The following is a 17,682-nucleotide window of genomic DNA, read 5'->3' on the forward strand; positions in this document are numbered from 1 at the left end:
TCTTATCCCTAAGTTCGTGTAGAAAAACTTCTTTGCGATTGTGATTTTCCCAGAATTGAACCGGAAAATTCATAGAAAAAAGACGGAAAAATCAACTTATAGACTGCTGAAATAGCTGCTGTCCATATCCAGGTAACGTGCCAGGTCCTTATTGGAAATACTATTGATGCACTTGCCCAGCCGCCGATACAACTCGGCTTTCTTTTCGGAGGCTTTCAGTAACAGCAGTTCCTGCCGGCTGCAGCGCAGGGCACACCAGCGATGAACGAGCTGCTGGTAGCCTGCAACGAGTGCCCGATGTTGAAGCAGGTCGGTGATCACCCTGACAGGAAAAAGTAATACTGTACTTTCTTCTAAACTGATGTAATGGAAAGTCTCCGTTTCGTTGGCAAAAAGCTCAATATCGCCAGGTTTGAGAAAGAGTAGGATATCACCACTGTCGCTGTTTTCTTTTTTTAGAAGCCCGGAGGATACAAAGAGGTAATCGTTGCGAAAATTAGGCAATGGACTGTTCTTTTTGAGCAGCCGTACCTGCAGCCGGCCCGCGAACATTTCGATATGCTCTGGGCTCAAGGGCATATACGCCGCTAATATTTCTATAAAGTTGTCTATTTCTTTGTTTCTCATTAATATTTAATAAATTCGTTCAATGTTATGTTGTTTGGGTTTAATAATGGTTGTTATTAGATCTTTATCAAAACTATAAAAACATTTTTTTATTATCCTGTACTTTTGGCTGTGTGTCCAGATTTCGGACATATATGCAAAAATTCGGACAGGGAAATAGGGTAATGTATGCACCAATTGTTGAGGATAAAATATGTATCATTTGTTTAAGGGGCTGCGGCCTGTCCAATGGCTGCTGCATATGGCTGTTGTGCTGCTGGCCGTTTATTGGGCCATTACGCTGATCGAAGGGGGACAGTTCTGGGGATCTGTCGGGCTGAGGAAGCAGCCTCTGCCCGGATTATTATTGGCAATCGGTTATGGTCTGCTGGCTCTAGGGACGCATTGGCTGATAAGCTATCGGCGGCCCCGGCTTTCGCAGCTGCGCGCCAACCATCAGGCCCTGTTAATCTATCTCTGGCGCTCTTACCTGCTTCCGTTTATACCCATTCTGGTAGTTCCCATGGCTTATGAAATGTTGCGGCAGGGACCATTATACCTGGGAAAAAACCTTCCATGGATGCTGTTTATGAGCCTGATCTTGCTCATATTATTCTCGCTGGTAAACCAGTTTGCGCTGGCCCGTTACTTTCTGGCCGTCAATGCGCGAGCGGTAGCAATAGCCAGGTGTCGACTACCGAAAGCGGAGCGTAATACGAAGGAGGCTAGCAGCACAGACGGACAAGAAACGCCTACCTCAGGTGGAATTGTGCCTGCAGGGGGCGCTTCCGGACTGGCAGGCTATATGGCTTTCAGCCTACAGGAGCGCAAGGTAATTTCCTACGACGAGCAGGGGCAAACCATAAGGCTGCGGTTTCGGACACTGAAGAAAGTTAAGGACGCGCTGGAGGGCGATGCCCGGTTTTTTGTAAGGGGCAGCTGGATACTACGTTATGATGCCCTGGAACGGCAGGAACTGATACCAGAAACGCGTGCAAAAAAGATCTATCTGAAACATACCAGCAACTACTTTGTACTGAATAAAAACGATGTGGGCGATTTCGCATCCTGGATTGAATTGACCAAACAGCTCAGGAATGCGGGAGATGGAATCTGCTAGCTCGTCAAAACATCCCCCGATCAGGATTTCGGGATGATCGGGGGAATTGATTTTGGATAGCGTAGGATTGGATTAATGCGACGAATTCCTGTATGAAATCCGTATAAAAAGAGGAGTGAAGTTCACCTTCACGACATCATCTTGCCATTTTTCAAGCCCGTGAATCGTAAGGTCCTTAAAATCGGGATCTTCTTCCTTTTCGTCTTTTTGAAACTGCAGCGGATACCCTTGTATCAGATAATTGCTAATAGCGCTGCTAAGTTGTTTGCGAAACTCAGCAGGAAGATTGTTAAGCTGCTGGGCCTGATGGGACTTCAGGTTAAAATGGTCTTCCATCCAGACTGCAAAATCGTCTCTCATCAACTGCAGCTCAGTGGCACGCTCCGCAAAGGGTAGCGCAAGAAGTGCGGCTACCTTTTGGGCCACACCTGCATTGTCAAAATTTTCTTTCATATATTTTAAATTTTGACAAATGTTTGTTTTACGGGTTATAAAAACTAGTGTTTCAAAATAACCTACCACATTTAGTAGGTTAATCTTTTTGAAGCATCATAAATATTTCCAATTATTTAAAAATTTTGATTAATTTGGATGTTCAAACATGTAGATATAACCTAGGTATTGTCGCTTGACGGACTGATATGAAGCATTTTTTTAGGCTATGCCTGGGGAGCTTATGCTTTTCCATGCTATTTAATTTGATTGGAAATAAAGGAATTAAATTGGAGCGGTTCGGGACGGATTCGTATCGCGTTTGGACAGTAACTTTTGCTTTAGCCATTATTATTGCAGGGCTGTTGATCCGCATCTGCCTAAAAATAGCCTGGATCGAATGGCAAAAAAAATATCCTGAATTGGAACTGCTGAAAGAGGGACGCTTACAGATCAAGGGTATACCCAAATCGCAGCGAGTATGGGCTGTCTTTTTGACAACAATCGCGCTGCTGCTTGTCTACCTTTGTTTTATCTATATGATTGCTCATGTACGCCGAAATAACGACAGCGTTAGCTTATTTAGGAGTTATTTATTGCATTACATGCCATTTGTGAGTATATGCTGCTACTGCTATGTTGACTATGTTTTTAAAGTCGGTCATTTATGGTGGTGCACGCCTCAAAACGCGGCTTCACTATTCGGTAAGCAACTGCCCGAAAAAATAGTGCACGTTGTTCATCCAACTATTTTAGATGAAAAGATCGTCATCGGATCGCTCTACGACGTGCTCTATAACCACGCTAAATTTGAACCTGACTTTACAAGAAAGATGGACGTGCGCATGTTTGATGTGCCGTTTTACTTTTCGAGCAAAGGCGAAAAAGAAGTCATTTTAATGGACGGTACGAGACGGAAAGCGGACCGGTTTATGGAAAAACTGGAGGAAATCGGACTGGATAAATGGTATTTCCGTATCAGTAGCAACTGCCGCGTCAACATGATGCTCATTCGCTATCCGATACCCCCAAATACATCCAAACTTGAATTGCGCAAAGAGGTATTTGAGAGCCTACGGAATACAATGACTGAAGTGGATATTGAAAAACTATTGATTGCAACGCAATGGGTACGAAAAAATAGAAATCTAACAAAATTTTTGGATAACGTTAATAACCTGGCGCATAAGGGATGGGATCACCTTATTCCGCTCAATTGAATCATCCCATTTTATAAACTTAGATAGACCGAGCGCAGTAGGCAACAGGTCTGCTGCTGATCTGGATTTCGGCGGTTAGTCGAGCTAACCATGCCCATTTATGTTTTTTGTTAAAGGATCTCCTGATCAAAAGGGGATTGTCCCTCGTTTTGTGTCCAATGCGACAGGTATTCATCTAAAAATCCACTATTCTTTTCAGCTAAAACCAAGCATCGAATATACGCCGCTAGCGGCTAAGCTGGACCGTATCCTGGACCTGCTGCAGGAACAGCAGTATACGGAACTCCACAGGCTGACGGGTACAATGACCATCCACGAAGTCGCTTATTTTTTAAGTAAAAGTGTGCGCACCATCGAGCGCCGTATCGCCAAAGGCCTGCTCAAGGCTACCTATAAAGAGGGCAATGCGGATCTCTTTCTCAAAAAAGATGTGGTGCAGCTGTATGTGGCTGAATATAAAAAATGGCCGCGGAAAATGCCTTAAATCCCTATGCTGTTCGTACCTGCTTCGTATTGCCTTCGGAGATGAACGAGAGAGCAGCCACTGTTGACCTGTTGCTGAACAGTAATTCCCTGTTTGGAGACTGGTGAAGGTCTGTTCAGCATCTGTACAAGATCTATTGACGATCCGAAGCTGGTCCGAAGCTGGTCCGAAGCAAATGGCTAAGACGGCTGCTCGAGTGTGTAGTTTTTGAAATGCCAGACCACTCCGTCTCTGGAATATGTCCGATTGCCTCCGACAGCCCGCCGACAAAAGCTGGGATACCACCGACGAGTCTCCGCCAACCTGTTTTGCGCTATTGACAAGGGGCTGTTTGATGTGGTATGTTTGTCGAAGTAAAGCAGTACATACCGGTATAAATGAAAGCTTTATGGGGTTTAACTTTTTAAATAAAACAACATGGCAACAATCAACAATGGTGTAATCGGAAGAGCAAGTGGTAAAGTCGGCGCGGTTATCGCCTCGTCCTGGAAATCTATCAACTACCTCAAGGGCTTACCCAAAAAGCGGACGAAAGGGATGTCCGAAGAACAGCTGATCCAACAGGAGCGTTTCCTGAAGATCTCCAAATTCCTGATGCCGATCACGCCAATCCTACAGGTCGGATTTGGGCTCTCCAAGACAGAAAAGATGACGCCGACCAATGTGGCACTGCAGCTCAATATCGCCCAGGCGGTAACCGGTACTTATCCAAACTTTAGCTTGGATTACAGCAAGATCGAAATCAGTACGGGCTCTTACCTCAACGGCGGTGGCATGGAGGCTACTGTGAGTGGCGGAATTCTTTCGCTCTACTGGGATACCATCCTCAACAGCCTTTACAAGACCAAAGCCGATGATCAGGTCATTATCCTGGTCTATTCACCCGAAAAGGATGAATTTATGACAGCACCAACTCCGCCAACCCGTGCCGCCGGTACGATAGACATCGTGATTCCGGCACACCTGCTCGGAGGTAAGGGGCATGTCTGGATTTTCTTTACAGACCGCAAGGCCGAAAAAGTATCCAAAAGTACCTATCTGGGAGAATTTGACCTGGCTTAGCCGCTGAGGGAGTAATTGAACGGGGGGAGCATGAGGCTCCTCCCGATTTTTAAACACAAAACGATAAGATTATGCTGGTGATTTCTGAGTTTAAAAAGCAGGTTAAAGATCCGACACGTAGGCAGGCGGCACAGGAGCGCTTTCGGCTGGCACGCCGGTTTTTAAATCCACTCTATCCGCTCATCCTCAAGGGTTATGTCCATAGCAAGTGCACGGTGCAGGCGGCTTTTGGCCGTGCCATGTCACATACGCTGACCAATGTGATACAGGGTGAATATCCGGATTTTGAGATCGTGCCCGCCCTGGCAAAAATCAGCAATGGCATGCTGTCTCCGCTCGCGGTGAATACCTGTGTACGCTCATCCAATACGATTCAGCTGAGCTGGGATGCAACCGAATCCAACATCAAAGATTATAGCCAATGGGACGATCAGGTCATATGCTGTGCTTATGATATTATTGGCGAGCAGGCAGCCATCAATGAACAACAGGTGCTGCGGAAGGATCTTCATATGACGATCGAGCTGCCATCCATCTTGCATGATAGGCCGGTGCACCTGTACCTGTTCCTACATGATCGTGATGAAAACCTGTACTCCAGAAGTCAATACCTCGGTCTTTTCTAATTTAAATCTTGCGTATGAAATCAACGATAAAAGTACTTCGTACAAAACAGGGCAAGCATAGCACGATTTCCGAGATCTACGTAAATAATCAGTTTGTCTGCTACGGGCTGGAGAATATTCCGCGTCCCGTGAAGATAAGGGGAGAAACCGCCATACCAGCAGGGCATTACCCGCTGGGCTTTAACCGCGACGGGGCGATGAATGGCCGTTACTACGACGATTACCCAAAGATGCACCGTGGTATGCTTGAAATACGTGATATTCATAATTTTAGCTATGTCTACTTCCACAAAGGGAATAGCTATAAAGAGACTGCTGGCTGTGTGCTGGTGGGCAATCAGTATGTACTGGAAGATGGCGACTACCGCCTGCTAGCCTCGGGCGTCGCGTACAAAAAGTTCTATCAACTTGTGGCCGAACTGATGCTGCAGCGGCTTGTCGAAGTGCATATTGAATAAGCGTCGCCCGATACAGGGCAAGTGAATACCGTTAAATAGAATAAGCATGAAAAAGATCTTCAATAAAATAGGACAGGTGCTACAGCTGCTGTTGGCGGCACCTATTAAGCTGCCGGGTAAGGTGGGCAATGTATTAAAATACCTGGCCTTGGGGCTTGGCATCGTGGAAACGGTATTGGATGAGGCTAAGCCGCAGCCGGAGGTAGACGATAAGGATGGTTCGGTGGAAGAGAACGGTAGGAAGCCCGCTTCTGAATTGGAAAGCGATAAGTTTACTTCGGAGGGCGCTGGAGATAACCTGGCCGCTAAAAACGGAGCCGAAAATACTAGGGAAAGGAGCGCGATGGATGAAAATGAATGATATCCGCGTCTCGGCCATCGGTGGTACCATCTGTTCCATCTGGGCCAGCATCTCGCTGGGCGATGTACTGCAGACCGCCCTGACGGCTGCCTTGGGCACGCTGGTCAGTTTTGCGACAAGTAGGCTACTGGCTAAATTGGGTAAACGGAAAAAATGAGTTGAACAAAAAGGCGCACTGGATCGTGCGCCTTTTTGTAAGGCAACATCTTCATTTGTAAGGCAAATTCCCCAATATTTATCTTTTTTTTATTTCCGAAAACAGCCTATCGACATCTTTCGGCAGCTCAATTCATCGACAATTTACGATACAGAAAGTGTTAGTGGAAGGTATTTATTATTTTATGTTTCAAGAAATATAATGTAAGCTATTTGAATTTTTAAAAAAAATTTCAGCTTTGATTTATTATTTGTAATTTTTTAAACACATTTCGTGTGTAATAATTTAAACTAAATGCGTTTCCCGATTATAAAATTCGACCAAATGGACTACGGTCATGAAGATGAAGACTATTCAGAAAAACCAAGAAAGTGTTTCTATGACCCATATACAGCAAGTTGGAATGATGACGAAGCAGCATAATTGCATAACAAAAATCAAAGGATACAATATTTTTTTTATTTTCTTCCTCTTGATATTATCTAGTTCTAACAGTTTCAGTCAGGTGCTCCCTGAACGCTATCAAAAACTGATAGATAGCGCTAGAATTTATAGGAGTACTAATAAATATAAAGAGGCAGTAACTATGCTTGAGCGCGCATTTGCCGAAAATGGTGATAAAGGGCTTGTTCAAGATAGATATGAAGCGGGAAGATTATGGGCTTTAATAGGAAATTTAGATTCTGTTGAGAATCAATTTAATAAATTAGTTAAAGTCGGATATAGTAGTTACATAGAAATAGAGGCAGATAGTGCATTTAAAAAGTTAGAAAATATTCCAAGATGGGAAAACTTAAAGAGTAAGATAAAGGCAAATTATTACTTCAATGATTCTATCCAGTCTAATAATTATGAGTCTCTTGACAAAAAGCTTATTCACATCTTAGATACTATTTATGAAAACGATCAGCTCCCCAGAATGAAACTTTTAAATGTAAAGGCAGATGATAGTTTGGAAATGAAAAAGCTTTATGGTGAAATGTCTAAAAACGATTCAGAAAATCAGAATCGAATTTCTTTACTGTTAGATAGCTACGGCTGGCTAGGAGCAGAAAAGGTATCTCAGAGGGGAATCAATACAGTATACCTTGTGCTTCAGCACGCGCCTTTAGATATTAAACAAAAGTATATCGATATGGTGGAAAGAGCCGTTTCGAAAGGAGAAATAAGAGCCACCGATTATGCGTTATTCCAGGACCGATATCTTTTACAGCGCAATGATAATCAGAAATATGGTACACAAGTTGGCAAATCGGGTTCTGCATACTATGTGTTGCCAATTCAGGAGCCTGCTAAAGTCGATGAGTTCAGATCCAAGATTGGCTTACCGCCAATGAAAGAATATCTTAAGAGATGGAAGATTATTTGGAGTCTAGAAAGGTATGAAAAAGATCTATTAAAATATCATAATAAATAATTGATATTGTCTCCGTGTTTTAGGGCTTGCAAATGGTATTTTATCATTTAATATTTAAAGACTGGTCTACTAGCCAAACCGGGTAAACGGAAAAGATGAGTAGAACAAAAAGGTGCACAGGATTGTGCGCCTTTTTGTAAGGCAACATCTTCATTTGTAAGGCAAATTCCCCAGTATTTATCTTTTTTTTATTTCCGAAAACAGCCTATCGACATCTTTCTTAGCAAACAGTCCAGTTCCCTGCGCCATCGTCGTGGCCGAGCCACATGCGATTCCCATTTGAAGGACATGCTCCAGATCGCCCTCTTGGGCTAAAACAGACACCATGCCGGCGACCATACTATCACCTGCGCCCACAGTACTACGTACTTTTACCACTGGGGAAGGCAGCTGGATTTTTTCTGTTTTTGAATATAATATAGCGCCTTGAGCACCTAGCGAGACCACGATTAGAGTTGCTTTACCCTCCGAAATTAGCTGCTGGGCGGCCATATCCAGATCGGAATGCCCCAATTCCTCTTTTCCCACAAGAGCAGCAAGCTCGCCGGCATTCGGTTTGATTAAATATACACCTTCATCCAGTGCGAGGCGAAGTGCATCGCCAGAGGTATCAATTAGTATTTTACTGCCCTTCGATTTGTAGTTATTGATCAGTGATCGTATAAACTCGGGCGGCATACCAGCGGGCATACTGCCGCTGATAACGACAAAATCCGGAATATCCGGGAGTTCCTCAATTGAATTCCTAATCCCGTCCAGCTCGTTGGATTCAACTTGTTCGCCTGGAAAACCGAATCGATATTGCTGATTGGTTGCGCTGTCAACCACGATAAAGTTTTCGCGGGTCTCGCCATTCACCCGAATAGGATCTATAGCAATATCTTCCAGTCTCAATAAGCTTTCGAGTAAACTGCCTGTCCTTCCACCGGATGTAAAAAGAGCTGTTGAATCCAAACCAAGTCTTTTCAAGGCTCGAGATACGTTAATTCCTCCGCCACCAGGCTCATATACAGGTGCTTCACAACGTAATTTCTTTTCAGGAACGATATGTTGTACACTGGTACTCTTGTCTACGGATGGGTTCAGGGTTATTGTTAAAATAGATTTTTCCATTTGTCTAAGTTATAAAGCTATTCAGAGATAAATAGTGCATTGTTGAAATGCATCACAGCATAATTTAAATAAAGCTAATAATTATTATTGACAGTGTACAGCGCAAAATACCCTACGTGCTTTCGGTTTCGTCAACATTGCTTACCCCGTTATTTGAATCATTCCTGTTGGTAGACGAGGTCTTCGCTGAGACAGTGGTCTTCCCAAGGCGTTTCTGTAAGTCGACTATGCGCGTTTTCCACTTCTAAAGGTATCGCGTAGCTCGAGGATCTTTTTGAGATTGCGCTGCAAGGCGGTAAAAAATGCTTTTGCGGACTTGTCCGCTTGCTTCATGATCTGCCGCAGGTGACTCACCACACAACTCAATGGCCTTCCTGATAACCGTGTGGTACTAGTTATTATTAACCGGACGCCCAATGGGGATGGCATCAGTGGCAACCTAAATATAACGGAAGTTATCAATACAGCCTTTGCATAGTCGTTGACGGTAGGTCTTCGGGAATCTGTATTTATTACTAAAAATATTAGTTTTATTAAATTCTTTTTTCGAAATTTACAGTCAACAACCAATTATTATATTTATGAACGAGCCCGTTTATATAGATCTAGTTTCAGACTATGCATTTAAGCGCATTTTTGGATCCGAACCCAATAAGGATTTACTGATTTCCCTATTGAATGAGTTATTCCGTGGACGGAAAAGTATTGTCGATTTATTGTACGAAAAGAATGAACATGTAGGGGATAGCGAGGAGATCGGGACCGTGATCTTTGACCTGATCTGTACAGCTGAAAATGGAGAGAAGTTTGTGATTGAAGTACAGCGTACTGCACAGATAAATTTGAAAAAACGCATGCTTTACTACAGCAGTAAGCTTATTGCGGATCAGGCTCCCAAAGGAAAACGGCGAGCGTGGAATTATGCGATAACCGAAGTGTATATCGTTGTACTTATGGATGGATTTACTTTTTCACAGGCGGATGAATCCAGCGCTGTTATTCACGATATTTGCTTGTGTAACAGGAAGACAGGTCGAGTTTTTTATGAAGAGTTGGGGTTTATTTACGTTCAATTGCGTAACTTTACAAAAGTAGAGGCGGAATTAGAAACTGATCTTGATCGTTGGCTTTATGTTTTACGTAATATGTCCAAGCTGAACAAGATACCGGTCTATCTGAAGAAGCCTATATTTGAAAAATTATTTAAAATAGCAGAATACGCAAAGTTGAATAAGGAGGAACGAGCAATGTATGATGTAAGTCTAAAACGTAAATGGGATGCTGAAGCGGTGCGCCAATATCAGGAGCAACAGCTTAATGAGGCTATTCAAAAAGGCATTGAACAAGGCATTGAACAAGGCATTGAACAAGGCATTGAACAAGGTGTTGAACAAGGCATTAAACAAGGCATTAAACAAGGTGTTGAACAAGGACTGGAACGGGGCGCTGAGGCAAAAGGCTATGAGGTAGTGGAAAATTTGATTACCGAACTTAAGCTTACTGATGATGTTATCGTGCGTGTTGCGAAGGTTTCGCTTGATTTTGTACAGAAAGTACGGGCAGATCTAGCCAGAGACAAAAAGTAATTATTCCCAATTATACAAACATAGCAAACAGCTGTTCAGATTTTTGAGCAGCTGTTTTTGCACTAACTAAACCTGTATTTGCTGGAGCTTTTCCGGCAAACAGTTTTGCCTTCACTCCGAAGTGCCTAACTACAATTTAAAGGACTAAGCGGCCTTCTGCACTTCTTTTTGTGAAGGCAAGCCCCTTAAATTGGCTCCGTCACTTGGTTTAATTTTGAAATATTCAATTAAGGATAGTAGGGACAAGGCCGCAATTAACTGCAATGCCAGACTGAAATCCCGCATCTGATAAACAGTATCCTGATAATAACTGCTTGCTAGGTGGAGGGTTACCGCTCCTAAGGCGATCCCCATACCAAGTGCCATTTGTTGTGCCGTATTATAGAGCGTATTTGCATTGCTTATCTGCTCATTTGGTATGTCTGCATAGGCCAAGGTGTTAAGGCTCGTAAATTGAAGCGACCGTGTAAGTCCAGAGAAAAAGAATACAATGGCTACAAGCCAAATCGGTGTTTGTATTGAAAGCAGGGAAAGTCCGGCAGTAAACAATGTTAAAATAATACCATTCCCGATTAATACTTTACGGAAGTCAAATCTTCTGGTGATCCATATGGCTACGGGCTTCATGCTCATACTGCCCAGCATGTTGGCCATATAGAGGAGGCCTGCGTGAAATGGGCTCAGTCCAAAACCCAACTGTAACATAAGCGGCAGGATAAACGGAGCAACATTGATCACCATACGGGTGATCGATCCAGAATAGACCGTAACCCTGAACGTTTTTATTTTGAGGACACTATAATCTATCAATGGATACTTGATCCGCTTGGAGTGCCAGATTGAAACGGCCATTAGCGCAAAGCTAGCAACGATAGTAACAATGGGTTTGGTATAATCTCCTTTGGCTGCACCGATCATTTCAGTACCCAGCATAATGCCGGCAAGGCCGATCCCACTGATAAAAAAACCGATAAGGTCAAGTGGTCGTCGATTTTCAGATTCCATCGCTGGAATAAATTTATTGACTGCCCACAGTGCAAATACACCGACGGGTACATTAATAAAGAAAATCCAGTGCCAGCTAAAATAGGTCGTAAAAAATCCGCCCAATACGGGACCAATTATAGGGCCCAATAATCCGGCCCAGGCAATATAACCGATCGCATCGACCAGATCTTTCTTTGCGGTATGCTTGAGCACAATGAGACGGCCGACCGGTACCATCAGTGCGCCTGCAGTACCCTGGCAGATTCGCGCTATAACAAAGGAAGTTAAGTTGGTACTCAGTCCACATGCGATTGAAGAAAGTATGAACCCCATAATTGCCGTATTGAAAACCTTTTTTGCGCCGTAGCGGTCGGCAATCCAGCCGCTGATTGGAATAAATACAGCTAACATAACCGTATACGAAGTAATACCGGCACTGAGCTGTACCACATTACGCTCAAAATCGTGTGCCATTTTGGGTAAGGCCGTGGATATCGCTGTGGTGTCGAGCATCTCCATAAGCAGTGTGCCACCTACAATGAGCGATATGATGCGTGATTCTTTCTTCATTTTGCTCTTCTTCAATCCCGAACGGGATACATTTGCGACAAAAGTAAACCTATCCAAAAAAAGAAAAGTCATTTAAAGGCAATTAAATATAGACGAATCTGGCTGCTTATGTATTTTCCGGAGAATCGAAAGATGTGGACGAGGATGATGTTGCGGGCTAAGGCTAGGAGAGCGCTAGCGGTTGATCTTTGCAGGAAAAAGTGTGATTGCAACATGATGTTTACAAAAGCTTTCGCTACGTCAATGTTACATTAGTCTACTGCGCCATTGTTTATATTTGTAGTGTACGCAAATCAAAATGCTGTACATTAGATATCATACAACCTATGTTAAGACGAGTCATATTTCAATTTCTCTTACTGATAAGTGCGATGCTGTTGATCGTGAAGCCTTTGATCGGATTTTCACTTTATCATCAGGCAAAGGCACAGAGCGAGAATGAGTTTATCACCGTTATCAAGGCTTTTAGTAAACGGAAACAAGAATACCTGGATTGGGTTGATGTCAAAGATAGTGTCTGTCTGACGCTCTCTCCACTTCGTCACTTTACCGCCAAAGTAAGGGAGTTTTTCATTACCCACTTTTTCAACAGGTTCTTTCCGAATTCCAGCGTGTTTTCGATTGGTAACTTGCTGTCCAAGGCCTTATTTCCGCTCGAGCGGCTATACCTGCGTAATCTCCAACTGACTTTATGATAAAAAAGCGATTTTAATCGTATTGAATGAGTCCAATGGGGCTACAGACATTCATTTATTTTAAAATAAGCTTTTTTATATGTTTCAGAAACTTGTCCTTATGGGGCATGTGCTGCTCTGCTGTAGCTTCTTTAGCTATGGCCAGGAGAACCATGTGCCTATCAAACTCAATCAGCTGTTGTCTTCGGTAACGCAGCATGCGCCCTCCTTACGTACCGACTACGTGCGTACGCAGGTGCAGCAGGCCCGAGCAGCCGAAGTCAAAAACAACCGTCTGCCGAGCCTCCAGCTGTCGTATCAGGCAGATGTCGGTTCCAATAATAATGTACCGGGGCCTTACTTCGGATTTGGCTTGGTACCGACCAATAATGGTGGTATCCGTGCCAATAATAATTATCAGGCTGTGAGCAGTAATCTTGGCATTGCTGCTTTCCAATGGGAGGTCTATAATTTTGGTCAATTCAAGGCCCAGGACCAGCTCGCGCAGGCGGAGGTGGCCGTGGAGAACCGTCGTTTTGAACAGTCTAAGTATGACCTGCAGTCCTTCACCATCTACAGTTATCTGCAATTGTTGAAATTGCATGACCTAATCGAAATCCAATCGCGGAGTATAGCCCGTAATCAGGAAATACGTCAGTCGATATTTGCGCTGGTCAAAAGTGGTATCAGGGCCGGTGTGGATACCAGTATGGCGGATGCTGAAATATCGCGGAGCCAGCTTGGTCTTATCGAACTGGATAACCAACAGCAGCAATTGCAAATTCAACTGGCTACTTTGGCGGGTATGTCGCCAGCGCAGATTATAGCGGACACCACTGCCGAAAAGATTCTTTTCGAGCAGGTAAAGAATGCCCCCATTGAACTGGATGGTGGCCGTCAGCATCCACTCGTAGCCTACTATAATGCATTGTTTGACAAGACCAAGATGGAAGAAAAGCTGGTCGCCAATAGTTACCGACCTAAGCTGTTCCTCTCGGGCGCCGTCTGGGGGAGGGCATCCAGTGTACATAGTGATAACAGTTATGGTTTACTAGCCGATGGCTTTGGCCTGCAAAGGGGTAATTACCTCGTCGGTATGGGGATTAACTACAACCTGTTTGACCTGCGCCGCAAAAAAGTAAAACTCCATACACAGCGTCTTATGGTGGACGAGGCCGGTCAAAAGCTACAGGAACAACAGGCCAACATCGCCATGAATATTGCACAGTCTGCCACGGAAGTGGAAACTGCTGAAAGACGGCTCAAGGAAATTCCGCGTCAGACCAAGGCTGCAAATGCCGCCTACCGTCAGAAGTTTTCCTTATACAAAAACGGGCTGATTGATATTGTGGAGGTCAACGTTGCCCAAAATATGCTCAATCAGGCAGAGCGCGATTATATCACCGCTAAGTATAATTATTATCTGGCATTGTTCCATCAGGTGGTGGCACAAAACAATGTCGATGGCTTTCTTCAACTTTTTAATTAATTACTTATGTCACTTGTCACAGCTGCTTTACGAAGGCCGATTACCACGGTGATCATTACCCTGAGCCTGCTGCTCTTTTCGGTACTCGCTGTACTGAAAATACCGATTGATATCTTTCCGCAGCTCAATTCACCGACAATTTACGTCATTGAATCTTACGGTGGAATGTCTCCGCAACAAATGGAGGGGTTTTTCTCCTCCCGGATGCAGGATCAATTTCTCTATGTCAACGGAATCAAAAATATATCAGCCAAAAATATTCAGGGCCTTACGCTCCTAAAACTTAGTTTCTATGAAAATACCGATATGGCCGAAGCTTCGGCGCAGGTAGCACTGCAGGTAAACCGGGCCATGAAGTTCTTTCCGCCAGGGGCATTGCCACCACAGGTGGTTCGTTTTGATGCTTCCTCTTTACCTGTGGGGCAGCTGGTGCTGTCTTCGAAGACAAAAAGCCTCAAGGAGATCTACGATATGGCGAGTACGCTGGTGCGACCCATGTTTTCTGCGGTACCGGGACTCTCGGCCCCGCCACCCTTTGGAGCCAACTCCCGGACCATTACGGTCAATGTAGACCCCAATAAATTGCGCAGCTATAACCTGACCGCCGACGAGGTGGTGATGGCATTGTCCAAATTCAACGTCATGTCACCATCAGGCAACCTGCACCTCAACAATACGATGTATGTGACCACCATCAATTCACTGATCAAGAATGTTGCAGATTTCTCCAATATTCCTATTCTGACAAAAAATGGGATCCCAATTTATATCAAAGATGTCGCACGCGTATCGGACGCTTCGGATGTGACGGTCAGTTACGCACTGATCAATGGTCGGCGCTCTGTTTATATTCCCGCCGTTAAGACTTCGGATGCATCCACCTGGGCAGTGGTCAGCAACCTTAAGGCTAAGTTGCCGGAAATCCAGAACCTGCTGCCAGAGGATGTGAAGGTATCTTATGAATTTGACCAGTCCGTAGCGGTTATGAATTCGGTGCAGAGTCTTTTGCACGAAGGGGGGCTCGGTGCTCTGCTTACCGGTCTTATGGTACTCTTGTTTCTGCGTGACTGGCGGAGCAGCCTGATCGTGATCGTCACCATACCGGTATCCATTTTGATCGGTGTCTTTCTGCTCACACTGTTTGGCCAGACCATCAATATCATGACCTTGAGCGGTTTGGCACTGGCCATCGGTATCCTGGTCGATCAGGCCACGGTGACCATCGAAAGCATACATCAGCATCAAGAACAGGGTACACACAAACGTAGGGCGATCTATCATGCCTGTCAGGAGATCGCTGTTCCGCTACTCTTGATCCTATTCTGTATTTTGGCTGTATTTGCACCTTCTTTTATGATGACGGGAATTCCCCGGGCAATGTTTCTGCCACTTTCTTTATCCATTGGATTGACGATGATAGCTTCTTATTTCATGGCGCAGACCTTGGTACCCATTTTGTCCAATTGGCTGCTCAAAGAGCATCATATTGGTCATTTCAAGTCAGACTCGCCGGGCTTTTTCGATAAGATCAAAAAGCGTTATCGCTTTAGCTTATACCGCTCCATGCGGCATAAGGGCAAAGTTATCATAGGATATCTGCTGCTCACGGTGGCTCTTGCCACTGGCGCATTTGTGTACATCGGCAAGGATATGATGCCCAAAGTCAACAATGGGCAGTTTCAGTTGCGGATCAAAGAGCCCGATGGAACTAGGCTGGAGCGCACCGAAGAGTCTGTCAAACAGGTTCTGCAAGTAATCGACAGTACGGTCAACCATCAGGTTGCCATCAGTTCGGCCTATGTAGGTCTGGTGCCCAGCAGCTATGGGGTCAGCAACCTCTATGTATTCAATACCGGAACGCATGAAGCCGTGATTCAGGTGAACCTGAATGCAGATTATCATGTCAATATGGACGAACTCAAAGATGTTTTACGGCGTAACATCCACTATAAACTACCAAATTTGCGCCTGAATTTTGAGCCTATTGATATGACCGAAAAGATTATGAGCCAGGGAGCTGCAACACCGATCGAAGTGCGTGTCGCCGGTAAGAAAATGGACGAACTGAAGGTCTACGCCGATAAGGTTGTCAGTTCATTGCGGCATATCGACTATCTGCGTGATGTGCAGATCGCGCAACCGCTCCGGCTGCCAACCATTTCCATTGCCATCGACCGCCTCAAAGCATCACAGCTTGGTCTGCAGATGGATGATATTGCTCGTTCAGTAACAGCCAGTACTTCCTCGAGCCGGTTTACACAGAAGATCCAATGGCTCGATGAAAACAATACCTATACCTATCAGGTACAGGTGCAGGTGCCTGAATACGTGATGAATACAATGGACGAGCTGCGCGAAATTCCGCTGGTGAAAGGGCAGCTCACACCGACCTTGGGCGATATAGCCAGTTTCAATACACAATATTTACCCGGTGAATATGACCGACAGGGGCCAAGGCGGTATCTGACCGTGATGGCAAATATCCATAAGAAGGACCTGGGGGCAGCAACAGCCGATGTGCAACAAGCTATTCGTGAACTTCCGGCTCCGCCGCGTGGTGTTGTGGTGGAAATGAAGGGGATGTCGACACTATTACTTGATACCATGGGTAGTCTGCAGTTGGGGCTAGCCTGCGCAGTTGTTGTGATCTTTCTGCTGTTGGCGGCGAATTATCAAAGTGTCAAGCTTTCGCTGACCGCATTGATCACTATTCCTGCAGTGATATTAGGGTCGTTGGCGATGCTTTTGCTCACAGGGTCTACACTCAATCTGCAATCTTACATGGGTATGATTATGTCTACCGGGGTATCCGTCGCCAATGCGATCCTGATTGTGTCCAATGCTGAATCACTGCGGTTGGACTTCCGCAATGCTAGGACAGCAGCGTTGGCCAGTGCGACAACGCGGCTACGCCCCATCCTGATGACCAGTATGGCCATGATTGCCGGTATGATTCCCATGGCCATGGGAATGGGAGAGACGGGTGAGCAGGCCGCTCCACTGGGCCGGGCCGTGATCGGTGGCCTGTTTGCCTCCACCTTTGCCGCCCTCTTTATTCTGCCGCTCCTGTTTGTGTGGATGAAGGAAAAATCCAAGTTCGACTCCGAATCACTCTTGCCGCAGGACGAGCCTGATCATCGGAAGCCACTGGTGGAAAAAGACGCGTATCGTGTAAACTAAAAAAATGTAGTGTCTTTCCGAATCGAAATCCAGCAGTATAAACTGCGAGATATAGACGGAAGTTACTATGGAACAGGAACATAATCGTATACAAAGATAAAATCGCCAAAGGCAGCATGTATGCCTTAACAGACACAATT

17 protein-coding genes are annotated in these 17,682 nt (G+C 44.8%); 13 read left to right on the forward strand and 4 right to left on the reverse strand.

Annotated features, from left to right (window positions below; genetic code table 11):
• Window positions 1–96: 96 nt before the first annotated feature.
• A complete protein-coding gene (locus B3E92_RS05765) occupies window positions 97–627 on the reverse strand; it encodes a hypothetical protein (RefSeq protein ID WP_286895791.1) in 531 nt (176 codons plus the stop codon).
• 228 nt (window positions 628–855) lie between these two features.
• On the opposite strand from B3E92_RS05765, the gene B3E92_RS05770 reads away from it, so the two are divergent.
• Together B3E92_RS05770 and B3E92_RS05775 are read left to right on the forward strand one after the other, a co-directional pair.
• A complete protein-coding gene (locus tag B3E92_RS05770; protein ID WP_286895794.1) occupies window positions 856–1,140 on the forward strand; it encodes a hypothetical protein in 285 nt (94 codons plus the stop codon).
• Between the two features lie 46 nt (window positions 1,141–1,186).
• A complete protein-coding gene (locus tag B3E92_RS05775) occupies window positions 1,187–1,726 on the forward strand; it encodes a hypothetical protein (protein ID WP_286895797.1) in 540 nt (179 codons plus the stop codon).
• Window positions 1,727–1,798: 72 nt separating this feature from the next.
• On the opposite strand, the gene B3E92_RS05780 is transcribed toward B3E92_RS05775, so the two are convergent.
• Window positions 1,799–2,179 (reverse strand): hypothetical protein, encoded by a 381-nt coding sequence (locus B3E92_RS05780; protein ID WP_286895798.1) that lies wholly within the window; start codon window positions 2,177–2,179, stop codon window positions 1,799–1,801.
• A 188-nt stretch (window positions 2,180–2,367) separates the two neighbouring features.
• Between B3E92_RS05780 and B3E92_RS05785 the strand changes: the two genes are divergently transcribed.
• The 7 genes from B3E92_RS05785 to B3E92_RS05815 all read left to right on the forward strand — a co-directional run bounded on the left by B3E92_RS05785 (window position 2,368) and on the right by B3E92_RS05815 (window position 7,943).
• Window positions 2,368–3,378 carry a hypothetical protein gene (locus B3E92_RS05785; protein WP_286895801.1) on the forward strand — a complete coding sequence of 337 codons (1,011 nt, stop codon included), beginning with the start codon at window positions 2,368–2,370 and terminating at the stop codon, window positions 3,376–3,378.
• A 100-nt stretch (window positions 3,379–3,478) separates the two neighbouring features.
• Window positions 3,479–3,862 (forward strand): hypothetical protein, encoded by a 384-nt coding sequence (locus B3E92_RS05790; protein WP_286895804.1) that lies wholly within the window; start codon window positions 3,479–3,481, stop codon window positions 3,860–3,862.
• 417 nt (window positions 3,863–4,279) lie between these two features.
• Window positions 4,280–4,924, forward strand: coding sequence for a DUF6266 family protein (locus B3E92_RS05795; protein ID WP_286895807.1), 645 nt, complete (start codon window positions 4,280–4,282; stop codon window positions 4,922–4,924).
• A 71-nt stretch (window positions 4,925–4,995) separates the two neighbouring features.
• Window positions 4,996–5,550, forward strand: coding sequence for a DUF6266 family protein (locus B3E92_RS05800; protein WP_286895809.1), 555 nt, complete (start codon window positions 4,996–4,998; stop codon window positions 5,548–5,550).
• 14 nt (window positions 5,551–5,564) lie between these two features.
• Window positions 5,565–6,008 carry a DUF5675 family protein gene (locus tag B3E92_RS05805; protein WP_286895812.1) on the forward strand — a complete coding sequence of 148 codons (444 nt, stop codon included), beginning with the start codon at window positions 5,565–5,567 and terminating at the stop codon, window positions 6,006–6,008.
• Between the two features lie 46 nt (window positions 6,009–6,054).
• Entirely contained in the window at window positions 6,055–6,369 is a 315-nt protein-coding gene (locus tag B3E92_RS05810) for a hypothetical protein (protein ID WP_286895816.1), read from the forward strand.
• A gap of 494 nt (window positions 6,370–6,863) precedes the next feature.
• Window positions 6,864–7,943 carry a DUF6624 domain-containing protein gene (locus B3E92_RS05815; RefSeq protein WP_286895818.1) on the forward strand — a complete coding sequence of 360 codons (1,080 nt, stop codon included), beginning with the start codon at window positions 6,864–6,866 and terminating at the stop codon, window positions 7,941–7,943.
• A gap of 177 nt (window positions 7,944–8,120) precedes the next feature.
• On the opposite strand, the gene B3E92_RS05820 is transcribed toward B3E92_RS05815, so the two are convergent.
• Window positions 8,121–9,056 (reverse strand): 1-phosphofructokinase family hexose kinase, encoded by a 936-nt coding sequence (locus B3E92_RS05820; RefSeq protein WP_286895822.1) that lies wholly within the window; start codon window positions 9,054–9,056, stop codon window positions 8,121–8,123.
• 581 nt (window positions 9,057–9,637) lie between these two features.
• On the opposite strand from B3E92_RS05820, the gene B3E92_RS05825 reads away from it, so the two are divergent.
• Window positions 9,638–10,642 carry an Rpn family recombination-promoting nuclease/putative transposase gene (locus B3E92_RS05825; RefSeq protein WP_286895826.1) on the forward strand — a complete coding sequence of 335 codons (1,005 nt, stop codon included), beginning with the start codon at window positions 9,638–9,640 and terminating at the stop codon, window positions 10,640–10,642.
• Window positions 10,643–10,786: 144 nt separating this feature from the next.
• Here the strand turns inward: B3E92_RS05825 and B3E92_RS05830 are convergent, their stop codons facing one another.
• A complete protein-coding gene (locus B3E92_RS05830; protein ID WP_286895830.1) occupies window positions 10,787–12,271 on the reverse strand; it encodes a DHA2 family efflux MFS transporter permease subunit in 1,485 nt (494 codons plus the stop codon).
• 254 nt (window positions 12,272–12,525) lie between these two features.
• Here B3E92_RS05830 and B3E92_RS05835 point away from each other — a divergent pair, with 254 nt between their 5' ends.
• The 3 genes from B3E92_RS05835 to B3E92_RS05845 all read left to right on the forward strand — a co-directional run bounded on the left by B3E92_RS05835 (window position 12,526) and on the right by B3E92_RS05845 (window position 17,542).
• A complete protein-coding gene (locus B3E92_RS05835) occupies window positions 12,526–12,894 on the forward strand; it encodes a hypothetical protein (protein ID WP_139144874.1) in 369 nt (122 codons plus the stop codon).
• Window positions 12,895–12,973: 79 nt separating this feature from the next.
• Window positions 12,974–14,362 carry a TolC family protein gene (locus B3E92_RS05840; RefSeq protein WP_286895832.1) on the forward strand — a complete coding sequence of 463 codons (1,389 nt, stop codon included), beginning with the start codon at window positions 12,974–12,976 and terminating at the stop codon, window positions 14,360–14,362.
• Between the two features lie 6 nt (window positions 14,363–14,368).
• Window positions 14,369–17,542 carry an efflux RND transporter permease subunit gene (locus B3E92_RS05845; protein ID WP_286895835.1) on the forward strand — a complete coding sequence of 1,058 codons (3,174 nt, stop codon included), beginning with the start codon at window positions 14,369–14,371 and terminating at the stop codon, window positions 17,540–17,542.
• Window positions 17,543–17,682 lie beyond the last annotated feature (140 nt).

The organism is Sphingobacterium sp. UBA6317 (assembly GCF_002440385.1).
GTDB classification, from domain to species: domain Bacteria; phylum Bacteroidota; class Bacteroidia; order Sphingobacteriales; family Sphingobacteriaceae; genus Sphingobacterium; species Sphingobacterium multivorum.